Here is a 19943-nt window from a genome sequence, read left to right as displayed (position 1 = left end):
TATTCTATAACGTTTCAACGACCAAATTATGGTTTGTGTAGATACAGACATCGGCCGCGATGTGCATGCTTTCCCGAACCATTTCTTCGGCCGAAAGTCCGGCAGCATGTTTTTTCAGGGCCAGCGCTGCCGATTGAGCATACATCCCACCCGAACCAATAGCCGCAACGTCGTTATCGGGCTCAATGACATCACCCGTTCCTGACACTAAAAGCATATCATCTTTTGAAGCAACGATCAGCATCGCTTCGAGTTTTCGCAGGTATCGGTCGGTACGCCAGTCTTTTGCCAGCTCGATTGCGGCCCGCTTTAGATTTCCGCCATATGCATTCAATTTTTCTTCAAACCGTTCAATCAGCGTAAAGGCATCGGCTGTAGAACCGGCAAACCCCGCCAGAACTTTACCGCCCATCAGTACGCGAACCTTGCGAACGTTACTTTTGGCAATTGTATTACCCATCGTGGCCTGACCGTCGGCAGCAAGCGCTACATGTCCGTTATGCCGGATGCCAACCACTGTAGTTGCGTGAATTTTAGGTTGCATGAATTTATGTTTATCGGGACTTATAACGCAGGATGCCCTTATTAGGGTTCAAAAAGCATCGTGTTGGAGCCAACAGCAGTGAAGGCAGTTCTTTCCTCATTGACGAATAGCCACTTTGTGTTCTATATACTCTACTGCTGACTTTATACACCTTGTTCCTTACCTTCGGCGAAAGGGATGGGCCGGTTTATGCTTTCTTCGAGGGATATGAATGTTTCAGTACGTTGTATACCAGCCACTTTCTGAATTTTATCGTGTAACACCTCCCGAAGATGCTGGGTATCGCGGCAGACAATCCGGGCAAAAATGCTGTAGATGCCGGTTGTATAATGAGCGTTGACAACCTCCGGAATTTGCTCCAGTTGCTGGGAGACCTCTTCATACAAGGAGCTCTTGTCCAGATAGATACCCAAAAATGCGCTGATGTCCCACCCGAGTTTCGCATGATCGATCACCAGTTGCGATCCTCGAACAATACCCATCTGCTTCAATTTATTCATCCGGACGTGTACCGTACCGCCCGACACAAAGATGCGTTTGCCGATTTCGGTATAAGCCATATTGGCATCCTGCATCAGCAAACTCAGTATTTTCAGATCCGTATTATCAATTTCTAAATTTTTTTCGGTCATTTTAGTTTTATATTTGATGAATATCAACAAAACTACCTTTTTTTTATAAACGATGTAAATTTTTAGAAATTATTATGTAAAATTTGCAATAGCCAGTTGATTTGTAGTAACTTTGTATTGTCAAGTTGATCGTGCGGGGTCACACGCCGGTCTTCTTGATATTTCCGCTACGGCGGATCGTTTCTCACACTGTAGGATGTCGAAATTGGCAGACGTGCCCTCCTGTCTGGGGGTGGTGATAAAGGATAAACGCAGCATAATGCCGCCTTTAAGGCGACTGGGGTTGACCACCAGAGTTGTACTGTAGCTAACTGCACCGTGGGCGGTTCGAGTCCCCCTCCTACAGCTTTTGTTGCCCATCGGCAACACGGCCATTCGCCGATTATAATTTTTAGTTTGTTGATGAAGTGTAATTGAACACGCCGGCTCCCCGATGAGACCGGCGTTTGTTTTTTTTCAGTCGCCCCGTAACTCACTCAACCCCGGACTTTTTTGCGTATTTTTGCCGTTTCTTCAGTAGGGCGCAGCGAAGCACTCTATTTGTAAAGACTCCTCCGTTATTCCAACGTGAAACATATTCGTAATTTTTGCATCATTGCCCACATTGACCACGGTAAAAGCACATTAGCCGATCGGTTGTTAGAATTTACCAAAACAGTTGGCGCCCGCGACATGCAGGCGCAGTTGCTGGATGACATGGACCTGGAACGTGAACGTGGTATAACCATTAAGAGTCACGCCATCCAGATGAATTATACGCATAAAGGCGAGACCTATACGCTTAATCTGATTGATACACCAGGGCACGTCGACTTTTCGTATGAAGTGTCCCGCTCAATTGCCGCCTGCGAAGGTGCTTTGTTGCTCGTGGATGCAGCGCAGGGTATTGAAGCACAGACGATTTCGAACCTATATCTGGCCATGAACAATGATCTGGTCATTATTCCGGTTCTGAATAAAATTGATCTGCCTGGAGCCATGCCTGAAGAAGTAAAGGACGAAATGGTAGATCTGCTCGGCTGTGAGCGTGACGATATTATTCCGGCCAGCGGCAAGGAAGGCATAGGTGTTCCCGAAATTTTGTCCGCTATCGTTGAGCGGATTCCAGCCCCCAAAGGCGATCCGAATGGCGAATTGCAGGCTCTCATTTTCGACTCCCATTTCAACTCTTACCGAGGTATTGAGGTTATCTTCCGGGTGAAGAACGGCCGTATCCGCAAAGGAGACCGCGTCAAGTTCATGAACACAGGCAAAGAATATATTGCCGATGAGGTGGGTACACTTGGCCTGGTACAGGTTCCCAGAAACGTCATTGAGTGTGGTGACGTAGGCTATCTAATTTCAGGAATTAAGGTGGCCAAGGAAGTGAAAGTTGGTGATACAATTACCGAACTTGAGCGTCCGGCCAAAGAAGCCATTCAGGGGTTTTCGGAAGTCAAGCCAATGGTGTTTGCGGGTATTTATCCGGTAGAAACCAGCGAATTTGAGGACTTGCGCGATGCCATGGAAAAACTTCAGCTCAACGATGCGGCTCTGGTTTGGGAACCCGAAACATCTGCAGCTCTGGGCTTTGGCTTCCGTTGTGGCTTTCTGGGCATGCTGCACATGGAGATTGTGCAGGAGCGACTGGAACGCGAGTTCGACATGACTGTTATCACGACGGTGCCCTCGGTTCGGTTTGAAGTGATTACCACTAAAGACGAAACCCTGATTGTGTCGGCGCCCGCCGAAATGCCCGACCCCAGCACGATAAGCTGGATTGAGGAACCATTTATCAAAGCACAGATCATTACCAAGTCGGAGTACGTGGGTGCCATTATTGGACTCTGCATGGATAAACGTAGCCTGCTTAAAAATCAGGTTTATCTGACAACAGACCGCGTGGAGCTGCAATTTGAGATGCCGCTGGCAGAGGTTGTATTCGACTTTTTTGACAAGCTCAAGACCATCTCTCGCGGCTATGCCTCCCTCGATTATGAATTCATCGGCAACCGAGAGTCGACGATGGTGAAGTTGGACATTATGCTCAACGGCGACCGTGTAGACGCACTCTCTGCTATCGTTCACCGCGACAAAGCTTATGAATGGGGCAAGAAACTTTGCGAGAAACTTCGGGAATTGTTGCCGCGTCAGCAATTTGAGATTGCGATTCAGGCAGCTATCGGTCAGAAGATCATTGCCCGCGAAACGGTAAAAGCCCTCCGCAAAGACGTACTGGCCAAATGTTACGGTGGTGATATTTCGCGGAAACGTAAACTGCTGGAAAAACAAAAGAAAGGGAAAAAGCGAATGCGCCAGGTTGGTAATGTAGAGATTCCGCAGGAAGCGTTTATGGCTGTACTGAAAATTAATTAAACGTAAAGCCAGCTCAAACAGGGCTGGCTTTTTAATGCACAAGCCTTTCTAATTAAATTCTAATTAAAAGTCACTACAGGAATGTCTTATATTGCAGATGTTTTTGGTTGCAAATAATGCGGGTTTAGGTATATAATACCCGAACGAGAGTTACCAGGTAATTAAACCTCATACCATTATTCTGAATTACACTAATGAAAAAAGAGAGAAGCTAGCCCTTATTCACCAGTTTTATCCGAATGCCTTCACTTCCATCGACTGCATCAATAAAATTATTGATTTTGTAGAAAACAATCTGGATCTCGAACCCGCGCAGGTGATGTTAGCCGACAGTATTTGCAGCGATGACGTTAACAGCATTCAATATCCAGCCAGAGCCAGCGAATTTTTAGGCCCATTTAAACTGGGAGGCCTGGATGGCTTTCCGTTTACGGGCTTAACTGGTATGGGCGCTTTTGCCAGCCATGTTCCCGACGACGGCGCAGTGTTTGTTTACTACGGTCCACATATCGGCATTTCCAACAGCGGAACCCTTGGGGAAATTCATCGGCTAGGGCAGAGTGAATATTCCAGCTGCTGCGGAGCCGCAAAAGGAGCCCTGAATAAGTTAACAAACAATAAGATTGTGGAAGGCGATGTCAAGGATATTGACTACCAGATGAATACCATCGAACAGATTCTTCTCAGACAAAAAGAGCGTATCGAAAAAGCCGCTCTCCCACTCCAGGAAGCTACTGAAGTCATCTACGAAGCCATCGACGAGCGGATTCTGGAGTTGGTTTCCAAAACAAAATATAACTGTAAATATATAATCCTGCTTGGGGTTATTCATATCAACGGCGACGGCGATCTGGGTTCTTTTGCCTCCGCCCGGCGTTTTGATGTAGTCGATCTGGTCGGCAAAAAAACAAGAAACCTGAAGTATGAATACTTCGTGTAAAATTGCTGCTTACAGAATTCGCTCAGCCTGATACGTTCCCGTATTTGTATCATTCGTATAGCCTGTCAATTTAGTAATTTTGGCAGGCTATATCATTTAATACGTATTTCCTGTATTGATAAAATTATGGGCAAATTCCACGAAGCTATTAAGCCTGCACACAGGGAATTCATTGAGAATCAGCATATTTTTTTCGTAAGTACGGCGCCATTGAGTGCTAATGGCCACATCAATCTATCGCCAAAAGGGCTGGATTGCTTTCGGGTTCTGGATGAAAACAAAGTGGCCTATATGGATCTGATCAGTAGTGGTAACGAAACGTCGGCGCACACGCTCGAAAATGGCCGCATTACGTTTATGTTCTGTTCATTCAACGGCGCTCCCAATATCCTTCGTCTATACGGAAAAGGATTTACAGTGCTTCCTGGTACAACTGAGTGGAATACCTATGCCCCGCATTTTACGATCTATCCCAGTACGCGTCAAATAATGGTGGCGGATATTGAGCTGGTACAAACTTCCTGCGGTTTTGGCGTGCCCCTGTTCCAATACGCTGGCGAACGCGATATTCACTTCGCTTGGGCGGAGAAAAAGGAGAAGACGGCCTCTTGGATTATGTTCAGAAAAACAACCTGACCAGCCTCGACGGACTACCAACAAATTTAGGTTTGCAGGGCTAAAACCGAACAGGAAACTAGATAGAATTCGTTACTATACTGTCGTCAGGCTACGGTTTGTTAGTTGTTTTCCTTCGTTACATCTATCTGATCAGAGGGGCTCCACCAGTTAACCCCTTAAGCCGTTCAACACCATCGACAGTTAACCAATGACTTATTTTGTGAAACGCGGTTCCATCGTTCGTCAGATATGGGGCGATGCCGATGTGATTTTACTTGTGTTTGCCGGTTCGGCTGCTGAATTTGCGTTAAACCGGGCTGTAGACTGGCTATTTTTTACTGGCAAATTACCTGCCGACCCAATAGCCCGATTGTTTTCGACGGTACGCTACGCGCAGGAAATCGTTTTTCAATCCGACGATAAGGCTCGACAAACCATTGCCCGAATGGGATCTATTCACACGGGTGTTGAGCAGAAACGCGGCTATTCGATTCCTGACTGGGCTTACCGTGACGTATTATACATGCTGATCGACTATTCGGAGCGGGCTTATGAAACATTACACAGGCCACTTACCAACTCCGAACGCGAAGAACTTTTCCATACGTTTCGGGAGGTAGGCGCTGGTATGCACGTCCCTGATTTACCCGCTACGTATGCCGACTGGCAAGCTGACCGACAGGCGCATCTGAATCGGGATTTAGTGCGTAGTGAGTTTACCGATACATTATTCCAGCGGTATCGGGAACAGTTGGGAAGCTGGCGATACGACCTGCTTCGACAGGTTCAGGCTATGCTGGTGCCAAAACAAGTGAGCCAGTTATTGGCTTTACCTAAAGCCTCTCTGCTTACCTACTCGCTAGGACTGTATGGCATGCTAAATGCCCTGGGTCTGCGGTCAGTTGTGCAGCGGATTCTGCTGCCAACACCCTACCTCGAACAAATCCGGGCTTTAGACCGATAGTTTGTTGAGAAAACGTGTCTGGTTTACAGTAGGGAAGTCAGCAGAAGCTGTCCGTTTGCCCCTACGTTCTTTCACCGAACACAAAATTCTGTTTGCTTCCATTTATAAACCTTACTTCATCACCAATGCCTGCCTCCCCCATCACGACCTCCGTTTTTGACCTGTTTAAAGTTGGGCCGGGGCCATCGAGTTCGCATACGATTGGGCCAATGAAAGCTGCGTACGATTTTCGGCAGCGACTGGCCACCTTACCTCCGGAAGCACAACAACGGGCTGATGGTGTGCATATTTATCTGTATGGCTCGCTGAGTGCTACTGGCAAAGGACACGGCACTGACCGGGCCATTGTAGCCGGATTGCTGGGCTGGCAACCCGAAACCACAGACCCCGATGCGCTGCTGAAGCTCCTTCGTGACCCATCCGTTACGTATCCCGTCCCGGTAGGCGATCAAACGATTGGCGTTGGTCCACAACAGATTCATTTCGAACGGAAACGGTATGATTCGCCATATGCCAATACCATGGTGCTGAAGTTGACGGCCGGAGAAGAGCTATTGGCCGAAGAAGAATATTACTCCATTGGGGGAGGATTCATTATTCGAAAAGGTGAGTCCGAAGCCGCTGCCGATACGCAAACCGTACCCTATCCCTACGGGACAATGGCGGAGCTAAAAGAACAGGTTACGTCGCACAATCTGACGCTGGATGAGGTATTGATGGCCAACGAAATGGCTCTGACCGGGCGCACCCGCGCGGAAGTCAACCAACGTATCGATCAGATTCTGGACTTTATGCATAAAGCTGTCCGGCGTGGGCTACGTCATAAAGGCACGCTACCCGGTTCGATTAAACTGAGTCGGAAAGCGCCGATTCTGTTTCAGCAGGCGAAGGAAATGAGTCAGTCGTCGGACAGTTTTCTAATTTTCCTGAATGCGTACTGCCTGGCGGCATCGGAAGAAAATGCAGCCGGTGGTATTGTCGTAACGGCGCCAACGTCAGGGGCATCGGGCGTCATTCCGGGCCTTACTTTCCTGGCAAAACACCATTTTCATTACGACCGGGCTACGTTACGTTCGGGAATGCTGGCAGCTGCGGCTATTGGCTTTCTGGTAAAACACAACGCCAGCATTTCGGGGGCTGAGATGGGCTGTATGGGCGAAGTAGGTACGGCTTCGGCGATGGGAGCCGCTTTTCTGACCCGCTGCGTTCAGGAGCAGGTAACTATCGGCCCCATTGAAGCGGCTGCTGAAATCGCCATTGAGCATCACCTTGGCATGACCTGCGACCCCATCGGCGGCTATGTGCAAATTCCCTGCATTGAACGGAACGCGATGGGCGCTGTAAAAGCTTATAACGCTTACCTGCTGGCCACCTCGGGTGCAGCTTCCTTCCAGAAAATCTCGCTCGATGCCGTTGTGAAAGTTATGAAAGCAACCGGCCGCGATATGTCGACGAAATACAAGGAAACTTCTGAAGCGGGTCTGGCACTGAGCGCAACGGAATGTTAAAAGAGGAAGGAAAGGAGGAAGGGGACGAAAGGGAGGAGAGGTAATACATGTATTTCCTTTCGTCCCCTTCCCCCTACTCCCTTTCCTCCCTCTTTTAAAACAATTGTACGGCATTAACTCGTTTTAATTTAATACGTTAATTTATTTTAGTACGAGTTTGAACTTATGACCAATATATACACGCCCCAGCAACAGCGGATTCTGCTCATCACGAGTCTTATCATTATTGCTGGCTTCATTTTATATGGCCTCAGTGGCTATATAACTGCCTTTCTGGGCGCAGGCATTCTCTACGTTGTTTTTCGGCCCTGGTTCACGGCATTAGCCATCAAACGCAAGTGGAACCAATCACTTGTTACGTCTCTGCTGATCATTTTTGCGCTGGTTGTTATTATCATGCCATTTCTGACCCTGAGCCTGCTACTTATCGACCGAATTCAGTACTATAGTCAACATACAGAAGACATCCTGAATCTGGTAAAGAAAGCAGAAGAACTCACAGGTTATAAGATTACCAGTCAGCAAAATATTCAGGCTATTCTTCGGCAGGGCGGTACGTATGCCAGTCGGCTGCTGCCTTCTCTGGCGGGTGGGGCACTCGATTTTATTGTGATTATTGGCCTGATGTTTTTTACAATGTACTTTATGTTTGTCCAGCAAGACGCCTTCCAGAAAGGTCTTCAGAAGTATCTGCCTTTTAAGAAAGATACGCAGAAAGAATTGGGAGAATCGCTGAAAAACAACGTGAATGCCAACGTATTAGGCCAGGCACTAGTGAGTTTGGTGCAAGGCGTTCTGACGGGTTTGACGCTCTGGATTTTTGACGTACCGGATGCGCCTTTTTGGGGAACGGTCGCTTTTTTTCTGGCTTTTATCCCCGTTTTAGGTACGCCTTTAGTATGGGGGCCAGCCGGTTTAATTCAGCTTTCGCAGGGAAATACGAGCCAGGGGGTTGGTATTTTGCTGGTCGGTGTCATTGTGATTATCAATATCGACAATCTGCTTAGAATCATGCTCGCCAAGCGCATGGGCGATATTCATCCCCTTGTTACGTTGGCAGGTATTGTACTGGGGGTACCCATTTTTGGAATAATTGGCTTGGTCATTGGCCCTCTGCTGGTTTCTTATTTCATTGTCCTGATCCATGTTTTCGAACGCGAAAACCGACGGCAGGAAAAAGAAGTAGCCGTGGCTGAGGAGAAAGTCGAGCAGGAAGCCGAGCAATCAAAATGATTGATTGGTTGAATGATTGAATTAAGCGTGCGTCAGCCTATTCAATCATTCAACCAACCAATCATTCAATCATTTACTCCTGTCGCGTTACTTTGCTGGCACCGGAGGTTTCGGTTTCAAACGATTCGACATGGCCAAAATCGGCATGGCTGGCACCATGCGCATTCACATTGGCTTTGTCGATATTCATGCTGGTAGCTTCAAGTTTACAAGCTCCGCTCAACTCTGCTTCAACCTTATTAGCATGACCACGTAGCACCACGTTCGATGCGCCTGAAAGGTCGAGGTTCAGGTTGTTGACATCGCCATCAAACACCGTCCGGCAGGCTCCGCTCATACCAATCGCCAGATCGTTGTACTTTTCAAAACCGGCCAGGCTGGCTTTTGAGGCACCCGATAAGTTCAGTTCATTAATTGCCTTAGGTATAGTGATGGTCAGGCCAACGCGTTTGTGATCGCCCCAGTTAAACAGTCCTTTTCCGTCGATGGATACTTTCAGGGTTTCGCCATCCACTTTTACATTGATGTCGTCCAAATCTTTTTCGCGCCCATCAGCGACCACTTTATACGTATCCCCTTTCCGGAACCGCACAACAAAAGCCCCACCAACGTCTACTTTCGAAAAATTGCTGATGTTGAACTGGCGGGTATGATCACCGATACGGTCGAAATCATCGCCCAATTCGCTGGTAACGGCATTCTGTACATCGTCTGTCAGGTCTGTTACGTCATTATCCTCGTCGTCATCGTCGCGGTTTTTTTCGCGGGGGTAATTCACACAAACCAGTCCATCCTCTTTGGTAAATTTCCAGATACTCGACTCCATGCGGTCAAGTTCCTTTTCACCAAATTCATTCCGGATAAAGCGGGCAAAATCGCGGGTCATGCGGAACGTTTTTTCGTAAGGAATCATCAGATCCATATCCAGATCCTGCGCCCGGAAACGTGCATTGGGTGCTAATTCCAGCGTTTCATCAAAGCGTACCGTCGAATCCTTAACGGTATATACATACTTGATCTGGCGTGCGTTCGCCTGTGCTTCGGAGCGAGTTCTACCCTGTGCCCGGAAATACTGCACCAAGTTGATTGTTGTACCATCATACCCTTTCAGGTCAATAGATGGACGCCAGTTGTCGTCATTTTCAACCTCGTTCATGGCGAAGGTTGGTATAGTTGCCGGTACGTTCAGAATCTTCGTCTCTTCAACCGTACCCCGACGCTGAAAGCTGTTAATCAACGGAGTAGCCGTACCGGCAAAGACAACCAGACTAACAAGCCATACACCAGCCATTGTCAGCGCGGTGCGGCTGCTCAGAACACTACGCCCCATAATGAGCATAACACCTAAAATAGCCAGGCCAAACGCTGGAATTATACCAGCCAGGAATGCAGCCACAACCATTGGGAAAGAGATGTCGCTGCGGATCATTTCGATAGGCAGATTGCCCATTTGAACACCCTCAAGCCCAATGAAAGCTCCCAGAACTGCTAAACAGGCAATCATTAAGGCAAAGGCGACCACAAGCATCAGCACTCCGGCAAATACCCGGATTATCGACACGACACCATTCATTAATGGACCCAGCACACTCCCTAAGCCCCCGATTATCGTGGCAATGGCCCGGAACGGAAATAGCAGTACGCGGGTTAATGTGCTCTCATTATTCGGTGTTTCGTTGATGTTCAGGTTCTGCTTAATGCTGTGTTCGATGTTCGACAACGTAATGGGCTGGCCCTGCATTTCCATTTTTTCGGTGAGCGTATTGGCTTGTGGCGCTACCATCCAGAGAACAACGTAGAGCAGGAAACCAACCCCGAAAAAGACAATGCCCAGCACAAATAGCAAACGAATAACCCCCGTATCGACACCGAAATAAGCGGCAATACCCGATGCTACGCCCCCGAGCACTTTGTCTTCGGGATTACGAAAAAACTTCTTTACGGTTTTATCTTCCTCGATCGTGTTCACACCTGGCAGCGCAATCCACATAGCAATGTATACGATGAACGTAAAGCTCGATACGCCAGCGCCAAACTCATGCCCAAGTGGCGGCAGTGCCAGGAATAAGGTCAGGAAAATCAGCCGTACCCACACTACGTCGACATTGAAGTAGTGAGCCAGTCCGGCACAGACACCACCGAGTGTTTTCCGACGAATGTCGCGAACAAGCCTACGGGGTTCGGTCGAGACGGGTTGAGTATAAGGCGGAGGTGTGCCTGCGGAACTTTCAAAACCTTTTGCTTTTGGCCCCTGCCCTGCGCCCGTCGCCGAGTTACGGCCACCGCTGGTAACAAGAACCTCTTCTTCCTCAACGGCCTCAAAATCGGCTACGGTACCCATAGCGGCCGTTAATTCATTGACGTCTTCCAGAGAAACCGCTTGTTTATCAGCGGCTTTCAGCTTAACAATTAGTTTTTCAGCAATACGATTTTCAATGTCCGTAACAATCTCCTGACTGTCTTCGTAGGTTGAAAAATACTGCTGAACCGTAGTCAGGTAATTTTTGAGTTTATCGTAGCCATCCTCTTCAATATGGAAGATGACGCCACTAATATTAATACTTATGGTCTTTTTCATGGCTTTTGAGAAGAGAATAGGTTAAGCGTTAGCTGGCGGAGTTGGATCGACCAATGGAACAACGGGCGTTGAGCCATTGGCAGGTTTATGATATTGTGCTGCCTTATTGACAATCGCGTTAACGGATTCGGAAAGCTCGTGCCAGGTTTCATCCAGCGATTCCAGGGAATGACGACCAAGGTCGGTGAGGATATAATATTTCCGCGGAGGCCCAGAGGTTGACTCTACCCATTTATAATCGAGCAGACCGGCATTTTTCAATCGAGTTAGTAGTGGGTACAGGGTACCTTCCACAACCATGATTCGGGCGGAGGTCAGCTCATCAAGCATATCGGAAGCGTAAACCTCGCCCCGCGATATGATGTGCAGAATGCAGAATTCCAGAATGCCCTTCCGCATTTGCACTTGAGCGTTTTCAATATTCATTAGTGTGTATTGGTTTCGTAAATTTCATGCATCAAAGTTAATATAAGGTACTATGCGATGCAAGGTACCTGTTATCTTTTATAGCAATTTCTGTATTAATGGTAAAATTTCGGGGATGAATGGTATTGTCAGTTATGATAGTAAATGCGACACTTTAGGCAATCACCTTTTACTACAAGTTTTTTTCTATGGCTGTGGTATTCGTTAAGCTTTGGCTAGTCATGAGATGTCTGGACAGCCAGCTTGATCCTTAGGACTTAATTAGTATGGGTCATATTGGAGAAAAAGCGTAGCTGACCTGTCCCTCACCCTTATTTCCGGTCGACTGTCTAATTAAGCAGTAGTCTCTTCCTCCGAGCAATAAAAGCTTAATTTGTGTAAGAACTTACGCCTACGATTCGGCTTTATAGTCGATGAAACTTACGAATAAGACTGAACCATTCACCATAAAATAAAAGGTTCCATAGGTGAACGATCGATCTACCTTACTGCCAGACTAATTCTCTTTGTTGAATTATATAGCTGAAAAAGTTGATCAAATTAGCCAGCGTTTTCGAAAACTAACAAGAATTAGGCTGTGTCAACTTTATAGACATCTGCCGCAATAACTCAATAGAGTATAGTTATCATGGAAAGCTTCGAATCTTAAGCCATTGAGGATTAGCTTAACCTCTTTCGCTCCTAGGCTTCAGTAATGATGAGCATACCTCTATACAGGAGGTAGATGCTTCTGTGATAGCCGTTCAAGCGAATGAACTTTCCGGCGGAGTTCAATGAAAATAGGCAACCAGTAGTCTACTTGCTGCATTAATAGCCCGCCAAATCCAGATCAATTGTATCAATCTGTTCGACTCGTTTGCCCATCTTTTTCTGAATGATTTGGAAATGATGCTCGTCGTCGGGCGTTATCAGCGAGATGGCTTTGCCGGCCGCTTCGGCGCGACCTGTCCGGCCAATCCGGTGAATGTAGTCTTTGGGAGAGCGAGGCAGGTCGAAATTAATCACGTAGGGCAATAACTGAATATCAATGCCACGGGCCAGCAAATCTGTGGCAACCATTACCCTCAATTTTCCCGCTTTGAAGTTCTGGAGAACTTTCATCCGGACGTTCTGTCCTTTCTGGCCGTGGATAGCAGCCGCCTGAATGCCGTTTTTGGTCAGTTTAACCACTAAGTTGTCTGCCGTTCGGGTCGAGGAAACAAACACCAGCACCTGTTTCATCACTTCAGTTTTGATCAGGTATCGCAGCAACGGGCCTTTGCGCTCCGTCTCAACTTTATACGCAAGTTGCTCAATTAGCTCAATATTGGTTTCTTCTTCGACAACCTCGATTTTAACCGGTGTCCGTAATAGGGCTGCGTTAATATCCTGAATGGCATCACCTAGCGTCGCTGCAAACAGAATCGTCTGTCGCTTTTGGGGCAACAAGTCAACCAGTCGGTTCATCTCGTCGGCAAAACCGAGTTCCAGCATTTTATCCGCTTCGTCGAGCACCAGGATTTCGACATCCGATAGCCGCAACGCTCGCTGCGCCAGCAAATCCAATAACCGGCCTGGTGTAGCGACAATGATATCGGCTCCGTGAACGGCGATCATCTGCGGGTTAATGGAAACACCCCCGTAAACGGCCACGGTTTTTACCTTCGGAAACAGATGTTCACCCAACAACCCAAAAACGTCAGCGACTTGTCCGGCCAGTTCACGCGTGGGCACCAGCACCAGCACACTGGCATACCGGCCATTGACGCGTTTTGTCCGGTTAAACAACTCTAGAATCGGCAACACAAAGCTGGCCGTTTTACCCGAACCCGTTTTGGCGATGCCCAGAATATCTTTCCCCCGCAGAATGGGTGGAATGGCATCCCGCTGAATGGGGTAAGGCCGGGTGTAGAGTTGCTCCGTTGCGGCCTTTACTAACGGCTCCGATAAACCGAGCGATGCGAACGTCGCGTTATTTTTTTCCGCTTCGCTTAATGGGTCGACCATATTTTCTCATTTTTTCGGCTGCGTGGTTGCGCCGAACGTTTACTTTCTTATTCTTGTCAAGCTTCTCGTGAAACGCCGGACCCACCTCATCGCCTTTAGGCGCTTTCACGTCGATTGTTTTCATAGATACCTTCGGTTTCTCGTCCTCAGTCAATTCATCCGAAATAGTGAGGGCCTGCGGCAAGGGTAACCGAGGAATAGCGTAGTTCATCAACGCTTCGATAGCTGCCTGCTTTTCCTGATCCGCTTCGGTGATGAAGCAAATCGCAACGCCTGCCTGGTCGGCTCGGCCGGTTCGCCCAATCCGGTGAATGTAATTTTCGGGCAAATCGGGCAGATCAAAATTGAAGACGTGTGACACACCAGCAATGTCGATACCCCTGGCAATCAGATCGGTAGCAATCAGAATCTGATACGTACCATCTTTGAATAACTCAACAGCCTCAAAGCGCTGATTCTGCGCTTTGTTGGAATGAATGACACCAACCCGGTTCGGGAATTCAGCTTCGAGTTGTTCCTGCAATTGGTCAGCCAGCGATTTGGTTGCAACAAAAACCAGCACTTTGGTCATGGTCGAATCCTTGCCCAGCAAGTGTTCCAGCAGGTTAATTTTAGTATAAAAGTTGGGAACGTTGTAGGCGGTTTGCGCGATATTTTCTAACGGCGTACCAACTGGCGCGGCTTCTACCCGAACCGGATTAGTAAAAAACGGCTCGATCAGTTGCTCAACATCGGGCGTCAGGGTAGCTGAGAACAGGAGGTTTTGCCGCTTCGGGGGTAGGCTATCCAAGATGATTTTTAGCTGCGTACGAAACCCATGATTGAGCATTTCATCGACCTCGTCGATGACTAATTTTTTGACGGCTTTCGTTTTCAAAATACCGCTTGACAACAAATCGACCAGTCGGCCCGGGGTTGCTACCAACACATCCATCCCCTGCTGAACCTGCGCAGCCTGTGGCTTCAGATTGACCCCACCATATACCCCCACTGCCACCAGATTCATGTAAGTAGTCAGTTGATTGACGGTTTCCAGCACCTGTACGACTAATTCGCGGGTAGGCACAATAATCAACAGTTGGGGTAGTTTCTCCTTCGAGAACTGGAGTTGACGAAGGCATGGCAGCAGATACGCCAGGGTTTTCCCGGTACCGGTTTGTGCCAGCCCGCACACATCCCGCCCCGACATCACCGTCGAAAAAACGTTCTGCTGTATGGTCGTTGGTGTGGTATACCCCAACTCATTTAGCGCCCTGATTAGGGGTTTAGTTAAATTCAGTTCCTCAAACGTCATCATTGTGCGCCCGCTTCGACTAAACCACGAAGGTATAGCTAATCCCTGAACTCACTTTACAAAATGAGCAAAGGGTGTTATAGAAATTGGCATGAAGCACATATACCGCTCGTTTTGCCGTACTTTTAGGGCATGATAACCCCGCAGCAACACGCGAAAATTCTGGCCAGCCTGGGTATTTCAGAGTTGAACGCCATGCAGAAGGCTGCTCAAAAGGCCATTCTACAGGATAACGATACGATTCTGGTCGCGCCAACCGGGTCAGGCAAAACCATCGGTTTCCTCCTACCCATTCTCCAGTTACTCAACCCGGATAGCACAGACGTACAGTGCCTTATTCTGACGCCCACCCGCGAGCTGGCGATACAGGTTGAACAGGTCTGGAAAAAAATGGCAACGGGTTATAAAGTCAATGTTTGCTATGGAGGGCATTCGATGGAAACCGAGATTAACAATCTTCGTAATCCGCCCGCCCTCTTGATTGGTACGCCCGGACGCCTTTCGGACCATATCGGTCGTCAAACGTTTACCTTAGACGGCATCCAAACGCTGGTGCTGGACGAGTTCGACAAGTCGCTTGAACTGGGATTTCAGGATGAATTGGCCTTTATTAGTAACGGGCTGCGTAACCTGCGGAAACGAGTGCTGGTCTCAGCAACGGCTGGTATTGCCATTCCTCCCTTTGTCCGGCTGAACGCACCGACTACCCTGACGTTTACTGCAGAAGATGCCCCGGCCAAGTTAATCATTAAAGTGGTTTATTCGGAAGCAAAGGATAAAATCGACACGTTAGTTGCGTTGTTATGCTCGCTAAATTCGGAAGCCGCCCTGATTTTCTGTAACCACCGGGAAGCCGCCGAACGTACCAGCAACCTACTGAACGAACGAGGTATCTATGCCACTTTTTACCACGGTGGTATGGAACAGACCGACCGCGAACGGGCCCTAATCTTGTTTCGAAATGGCAGCGTTACCGATTTAATTACGACCGATTTGGCGGCTCGCGGGCTGGATATTCCGGCCATGAAAAACGTCATTCATTATCACTTGCCGGCCCATGCCCACGAGTTTATCCACCGAAACGGGCGGACGGCGCGCATGATGGCGTCTGGAACGGCCTACGTCATTCTACACCGGGATGAGCCTCGCCCTTCATATCTAGACCAATCACTTGAAGTGCTGCCACTGTCACCCGGAAACCAGAATATCGAATTGCCGCTGCCTGAACCCCCTGAATTTGTGACTCTTTACATCAGTGGCGGCAAAAAGAATAAGTTGAATAAGGTCGATATCGTTGGGTTTTTCTCCCAAAAAGGGCAACTCGACAAAGGCGATTTAGGCTTGATTGAGGTCAACGACTTTAGCTCATTTGCCGCCGTCAATCGCCATAAAGTAGCGAGCTTGCTAACCCGGATAAACGGCGAAAAAATGAAAGGAAAGAAATACAAAATTGAGGTGGCCCGTTAAGGATACCCTAAAGAAGTGAGTTTGTAGCTACTGATGGGAAAGGAGTGTTCAAAACGATTAGTCGTCCAATTTAAGGCTTTGTTTACCGAACGAAAATGATTTGATCGAAAGGCACTTTGGCTTAGTCCGTAAATTTAAGTGGGGTTACCAATCGCCATGCTGACTCGGGGGGTGTTCAAACCTGATGATAAAGGCAAACGCAGTCTACTCCCTTTCCATTTCTGTAAGCTGTTGGTTTAAGGGAACAGATGGATCGGTATTGCGTGGTGTCAATAAGACCACTTTGTGGCGATTGCTACGAACACTGAGTTGATTCAAGCGTTGGATTACTTCTTCATATAAGCCTCGAGAGATGGAATCCATGGCACGTAGAAGGCAATTGATAATACTCCTAAAACGAAGCATCCAGCGACTTACGCGTTTGGCTGCGTCACTTTTCAAATCGCTACCGACGAACTTTCCATTAATAGACTGATTTTACATATCATTAACGGCCGTAAATGATATGTAAAACTAATTTTTCTTAGTTGGGGCATAATTTCTATGCCCCGACGAGGGAAGAGATGTAAAGGTGAATCAAGTATATAACGTGCGTCATGGCTTTGTTATAAACTACTTCTCATGTATAAGCCACCAGACAGCTTGGCAGCGAAGACCGTTTTGTCACAGTTTATGTCAAGTGAAATACAAACTATAAAACGTTAGGTCGTAGCTACATCAGTCAGGCCAAAAAGACTAGCTTGCCGGTATGTATATAGATAAACAACCATTCACCCCTGATGTGGATAAAGAACTTGACGATCCCTATATACACACGGTCTCAGCGGAGGAGTTCGTCGAAACCGTCAAGCAGGCTAGTCAAGAGACGAAGAAGGACGTAGTAACTCCCAAATAGGAGTAGCTATTCTCTACTGAACCGTGCGTCGGCTCTATGATGATTTACCTTCAGAAGATACCCTAACGTTGCGCCTTATACTGATAGGCTAGCTATCTGTTCCAGACTATAAAATGCGATCTATTAAAGAAGCCTTTTTGTGGACGAAACTGAAGCACTAGTTAAATTGCATTTATTTAAGACTTGAGGCTCAGTTCCTTATTAATTTGCAAACGCAAAAAAAATATATTTCCAAGTTCATCATTGGAGAGCAGTCAATAAGGATGCTAGAAGACCACCAATAGCCAACCAGGTCGCTTGAAACAACCTGGTTGCTTATAATAAATAGCAAACTCGCCGTTTTATATAATCGGCGAGTCTACCAATGCCATCAATTTTTTAAAAGTTACCGTTTATGGAACCCTATTGCTTAGCCTGATTTATTTCCCTTAAAAACTGTAATACCTCCTCTGCATGGGCACTACCGTTGAAAAATCCTTTATACTTATAGACTAGCTTGCCCGATAAATCAAAGACAAATGTTTCCCTGCCGGTCAGGAAAAGCATGCTTTTTATTCCAAATTCGGTCAAAACCCGGTTGTCCGGATCGCTTAACAGGGTGAATGGCAGCCGGTGATGCTGCGCGAAAGCCAGATGACTGGCCGAAGTTCCAGCATTTATACCGATTACCAGGGCCCCTGCATCTGTAAAGTCCTGATAACTATCCCGGAAAGCACAGGCCTCTTTTGTACAAATACCACTTTCGTCTTTTGGATAAAAATAGATAACCAGCTTTTTTTTCCCTACCCAATCGTGGACATGAAAACCCTTCCCATGCTGGTCTTTTAGGATAAAAAGCGGGATAGGATCACCAATCTCAAGTGGCTTTGCCATGTGTGTTACTTGATTTTACATATTGATAGAGACTGGTTTTAATCTGCCCAGATACCCTAACCCGGCAGAACTCCGGGTTAGGGGTAAAAACAACCTTAGGCTAGTTGTTCAGCAAACTCAATCAAATTACCCCAGGGGTCGGCGATGAAAGCCAGCCGTTTGCCAATAGCAGGTAAGTCAAAGGCTTCCCCAACTAGAGTAACTCCCCGTTGGGCCAGTTCACGCAATGCATCGTCTACGCTCGGTACATCAATACAAAAGTGATGGTATCCTGCCGGGTGGAGGCTTTCTTCCAGGTCTATGTAAGAGGCTCCCGTTTCAGGTTGCCCACCAGCCAGCAGTTCTACCCAAAAATTATCGTCGTTAGCGGGTGCTAAATAAGCCAGTTGCAAGTCGCCAAAAGGCCATTCATGAATGAGCCGAAAATCGAGCTTTTCCATATACCATTGTTTGCTGGCTTCATAATCTGGTACCCGAACCGCTACGTGGGCACCCCGCATTTGGCTGAACGGACTGTGGGTATTACGAGCGGGCAATTGAATCTTGACGTGTTGCGTTTCCATTTTACTTCGTTGGTTAGTTGAATTGATGAAGCAAAATTGGCGTCTCACCGATCAGCGTTCTGTATCAGAATCAAAGGCCTTATTACGAATTTCAAAGAAATGCGACTGACTTAATCAAGCACTTAATTTCCGGCTGGGATTCGTTTCATAATGTCGGCAAATTGTATCCCATCCAGGAAAGCATCTACCTGAATAATGCGGCCATCCTTCAACCTCATAAACCAGGCGTAGGACATATTATACGGCTTGCCATCTTTTGCCGTGGCTTTTCCATCGATTAACGCGATGACCACGTCGCCTTCCGCATACAAGCTGCGAACCGTCGGAACGATCTTTTGCGACAGCCGTTCATTCAGCGGATTAATGACCTCATCCAAAAACTGTTGTTTATTCGGGTACGTCTTCGATAAAGGCGTGCTACCATTAATTGTCCATTTTACATCATCCGTAAGCAGGTCAAAAAAATTTCCCTCACCTTTTGCCCATCGGTCAAATCCAGCCTGGATAATCTTTTTATTTTCCTGGGTAGTCTGAGCAGTAGCCGTAATGGCGGCTCCCAGCACCGTGAGAATGGTTAATCCGATTATATTCATGTTTTTGAATTTGCTGTTAGTTGAATGAAAAATGAAAAACTGGACACTTCTGCTCAGGGGCGGTGACCTTTATTCCCATTGCTGCTGCTTTTCGGCGTATCATCACGGAAAGGCTTTCATTATAACTGGGCGTTATCGAAAAGTCAATAAGGTGCCCTTTGTCATTTGTCCGAATAAGCGGTAGAAGGTAGTGAATCAGGCGGAGCGCTGTACTAGTGGTATTTACCAATCTGTCAATCATACCGTATTTTACACTCAGATAGTCCGACAGCTGGGCTAACTGTGCTTCATTAGTCGGGTCCAGCAGGATGGTATCCAGTAAAGGATTGTCCGGCAGATCCTGATCCAAACGTGTAGTATCTTCAGCGATAGCAATAACCATTTGCTGCCTGGATAGGAGATACTTGATGGTGGCTAAACCCAGTCCATGTGCGGCCCCCGTAACCAGCCATTTCTTCTCAGTCTCCATAGTAT

At 47.4% G+C, this 19943-nt stretch carries 17 protein-coding genes; 7 read left to right on the top strand and 10 right to left on the bottom strand.

Going from position 1 to position 19943, the window contains the following annotated elements:
* Window positions 1-4 precede the first annotated feature (4 nt).
* Together hslV and LN737_RS15155 are read right to left on the bottom strand one after the other, a co-directional pair.
* On the bottom strand, window positions 5-544 hold the full coding sequence (hslV, locus tag LN737_RS15160) for an ATP-dependent protease subunit HslV (RefSeq protein ID WP_405520187.1): 540 nt from the start codon (window positions 542-544) through the stop codon (window positions 5-7).
* A gap of 143 nt (window positions 545-687) precedes the next feature.
* Window positions 688-1176, bottom strand: coding sequence for an Lrp/AsnC ligand binding domain-containing protein (locus tag LN737_RS15155; RefSeq protein WP_405520185.1), 489 nt, complete (start codon window positions 1174-1176; stop codon window positions 688-690).
* Window positions 1177-1743: 567 nt separating this feature from the next.
* On the opposite strand from LN737_RS15155, the gene lepA reads away from it, so the two are divergent.
* The 6 genes from lepA to LN737_RS15125 all read left to right on the top strand — a co-directional run bounded on the left by lepA (window position 1744) and on the right by LN737_RS15125 (window position 8794).
* Window positions 1744-3531 carry a translation elongation factor 4 gene (lepA, locus tag LN737_RS15150; protein ID WP_405520183.1) on the top strand — a complete coding sequence of 596 codons (1788 nt, stop codon included), beginning with the start codon at window positions 1744-1746 and terminating at the stop codon, window positions 3529-3531.
* 160 nt (window positions 3532-3691) lie between these two features.
* Complete coding sequence (locus LN737_RS15145) at window positions 3692-4471, top strand: hypothetical protein (protein ID WP_405520417.1); 780 nt, start codon at window positions 3692-3694, stop codon at window positions 4469-4471.
* A gap of 126 nt (window positions 4472-4597) precedes the next feature.
* The gene (locus LN737_RS15140) at window positions 4598-5107 is read left to right on the top strand and encodes a pyridoxamine 5'-phosphate oxidase family protein (RefSeq protein ID WP_405520181.1); all 510 of its coding nucleotides are present in this window, start codon (window positions 4598-4600) and stop codon (window positions 5105-5107) included.
* A gap of 190 nt (window positions 5108-5297) precedes the next feature.
* Window positions 5298-6053 (top strand): oxygenase MpaB family protein, encoded by a 756-nt coding sequence (locus LN737_RS15135; protein WP_405520179.1) that lies wholly within the window; start codon window positions 5298-5300, stop codon window positions 6051-6053.
* A 125-nt stretch (window positions 6054-6178) separates the two neighbouring features.
* Window positions 6179-7561, top strand: a complete 1383-nt coding sequence (locus LN737_RS15130) for an L-serine ammonia-lyase (RefSeq protein WP_405520177.1) — start codon at window positions 6179-6181, stop codon at window positions 7559-7561.
* 165 nt (window positions 7562-7726) lie between these two features.
* Window positions 7727-8794 carry an AI-2E family transporter gene (locus LN737_RS15125; RefSeq protein ID WP_405520175.1) on the top strand — a complete coding sequence of 356 codons (1068 nt, stop codon included), beginning with the start codon at window positions 7727-7729 and terminating at the stop codon, window positions 8792-8794.
* Between the two features lie 73 nt (window positions 8795-8867).
* On the opposite strand, the gene LN737_RS15120 is transcribed toward LN737_RS15125, so the two are convergent.
* The 4 genes from LN737_RS15120 to LN737_RS15105 form a co-directional block, all read right to left on the bottom strand.
* The gene (locus tag LN737_RS15120) at window positions 8868-11372 is read right to left on the bottom strand and encodes a PspC domain-containing protein (protein WP_405520173.1); all 2505 of its coding nucleotides are present in this window, start codon (window positions 11370-11372) and stop codon (window positions 8868-8870) included.
* Window positions 11373-11393: 21 nt separating this feature from the next.
* Entirely contained in the window at window positions 11394-11798 is a 405-nt protein-coding gene (locus tag LN737_RS15115) for a PadR family transcriptional regulator (protein ID WP_405520171.1), read from the bottom strand.
* An 807-nt stretch (window positions 11799-12605) separates the two neighbouring features.
* Complete coding sequence (locus LN737_RS15110; RefSeq protein ID WP_405520169.1) at window positions 12606-13784, bottom strand: DEAD/DEAH box helicase; 1179 nt, start codon at window positions 13782-13784, stop codon at window positions 12606-12608.
* Window positions 13750-15078: a DEAD/DEAH box helicase gene (locus LN737_RS15105; protein ID WP_405520415.1), complete on the bottom strand. Its 1329-nt coding sequence runs from the start codon at window positions 15076-15078 to the stop codon at window positions 13750-13752. The genes LN737_RS15110 and LN737_RS15105 overlap by 35 nt, the downstream gene beginning before the upstream one ends.
* A gap of 132 nt (window positions 15079-15210) precedes the next feature.
* Between LN737_RS15105 and LN737_RS15100 the strand changes: the two genes are divergently transcribed.
* Window positions 15211-16545 carry a DEAD/DEAH box helicase gene (locus LN737_RS15100; RefSeq protein ID WP_405520167.1) on the top strand — a complete coding sequence of 445 codons (1335 nt, stop codon included), beginning with the start codon at window positions 15211-15213 and terminating at the stop codon, window positions 16543-16545.
* Between the two features lie 1297 nt (window positions 16546-17842).
* Here the strand turns inward: LN737_RS15100 and LN737_RS15095 are convergent.
* The 4 genes from LN737_RS15095 to LN737_RS15080 all read right to left on the bottom strand — a co-directional run bounded on the left by LN737_RS15095 (window position 17843) and on the right by LN737_RS15080 (window position 19938).
* Complete coding sequence (locus tag LN737_RS15095; RefSeq protein ID WP_405520165.1) at window positions 17843-18313, bottom strand: peroxiredoxin; 471 nt, start codon at window positions 18311-18313, stop codon at window positions 17843-17845.
* A gap of 95 nt (window positions 18314-18408) precedes the next feature.
* Window positions 18409-18876, bottom strand: a complete 468-nt coding sequence (locus LN737_RS15090; RefSeq protein WP_405520163.1) for a VOC family protein — start codon at window positions 18874-18876, stop codon at window positions 18409-18411.
* 122 nt (window positions 18877-18998) lie between these two features.
* The gene (locus LN737_RS15085; protein WP_405520161.1) at window positions 18999-19469 is read right to left on the bottom strand and encodes a nuclear transport factor 2 family protein; all 471 of its coding nucleotides are present in this window, start codon (window positions 19467-19469) and stop codon (window positions 18999-19001) included.
* A gap of 16 nt (window positions 19470-19485) precedes the next feature.
* The gene (locus tag LN737_RS15080; protein ID WP_405520159.1) at window positions 19486-19938 is read right to left on the bottom strand and encodes an SDR family NAD(P)-dependent oxidoreductase; all 453 of its coding nucleotides are present in this window, start codon (window positions 19936-19938) and stop codon (window positions 19486-19488) included.
* Between the last annotated feature and the right edge of the window lie 5 nt (window positions 19939-19943).

The sequence above is a fragment of the Spirosoma sp. KNUC1025 genome (assembly GCF_045160025.1).
In the GTDB taxonomy this organism is placed as follows: Bacteria; Bacteroidota; Bacteroidia; order Cytophagales; family Spirosomataceae; genus Spirosoma.
Note: the sequence above shows the minus strand (reverse complement) of the source record. Positions and strands in the feature narration are given on the sequence as shown.

Bases quoted from the DNA above. Each gene is read 5' to 3' on its own strand.
- LN737_RS15085 (WP_405520161.1), bottom strand. From the start codon at position 19,469: ATGAATATAATCGGATTAACCATTCTCACGGTGCTGGGAGCCGCCATT.
- LN737_RS15120 (WP_405520173.1), bottom strand. From the start codon at position 11,372: ATGAAAAAGACCATAAGTATTAATATTAGTGGCGTCATCTTCCATATT.
- LN737_RS15080 (WP_405520159.1), bottom strand. From the start codon at position 19,938: ATGGAGACTGAGAAGAAATGGCTGGTTACGGGGGCCGCACATGGACTG.
- LN737_RS15105 (WP_405520415.1), bottom strand. From the start codon at position 15,078: ATGACGTTTGAGGAACTGAATTTAACTAAACCCCTAATCAGGGCGCTA.
- LN737_RS15125 (WP_405520175.1), top strand. From the start codon at position 7,727: ATGACCAATATATACACGCCCCAGCAACAGCGGATTCTGCTCATCACG.
- LN737_RS15130 (WP_405520177.1), top strand. From the start codon at position 6,179: ATGCCTGCCTCCCCCATCACGACCTCCGTTTTTGACCTGTTTAAAGTT.
- LN737_RS15155 (WP_405520185.1), bottom strand. From the start codon at position 1,176: ATGACCGAAAAAAATTTAGAAATTGATAATACGGATCTGAAAATACTG.
- LN737_RS15090 (WP_405520163.1), bottom strand. From the start codon at position 18,876: ATGGAAACGCAACACGTCAAGATTCAATTGCCCGCTCGTAATACCCAC.
- LN737_RS15110 (WP_405520169.1), bottom strand. From the start codon at position 13,784: ATGGTCGACCCATTAAGCGAAGCGGAAAAAAATAACGCGACGTTCGCA.
- LN737_RS15135 (WP_405520179.1), top strand. From the start codon at position 5,298: ATGACTTATTTTGTGAAACGCGGTTCCATCGTTCGTCAGATATGGGGC.
- LN737_RS15095 (WP_405520165.1), bottom strand. From the start codon at position 18,313: ATGGCAAAGCCACTTGAGATTGGTGATCCTATCCCGCTTTTTATCCTA.
- LN737_RS15100 (WP_405520167.1), top strand. From the start codon at position 15,211: ATGATAACCCCGCAGCAACACGCGAAAATTCTGGCCAGCCTGGGTATT.
- hslV (WP_405520187.1), bottom strand. From the start codon at position 544: ATGCAACCTAAAATTCACGCAACTACAGTGGTTGGCATCCGGCATAAC.
- LN737_RS15140 (WP_405520181.1), top strand. From the start codon at position 4,598: ATGGGCAAATTCCACGAAGCTATTAAGCCTGCACACAGGGAATTCATT.
- LN737_RS15115 (WP_405520171.1), bottom strand. From the start codon at position 11,798: ATGAATATTGAAAACGCTCAAGTGCAAATGCGGAAGGGCATTCTGGAA.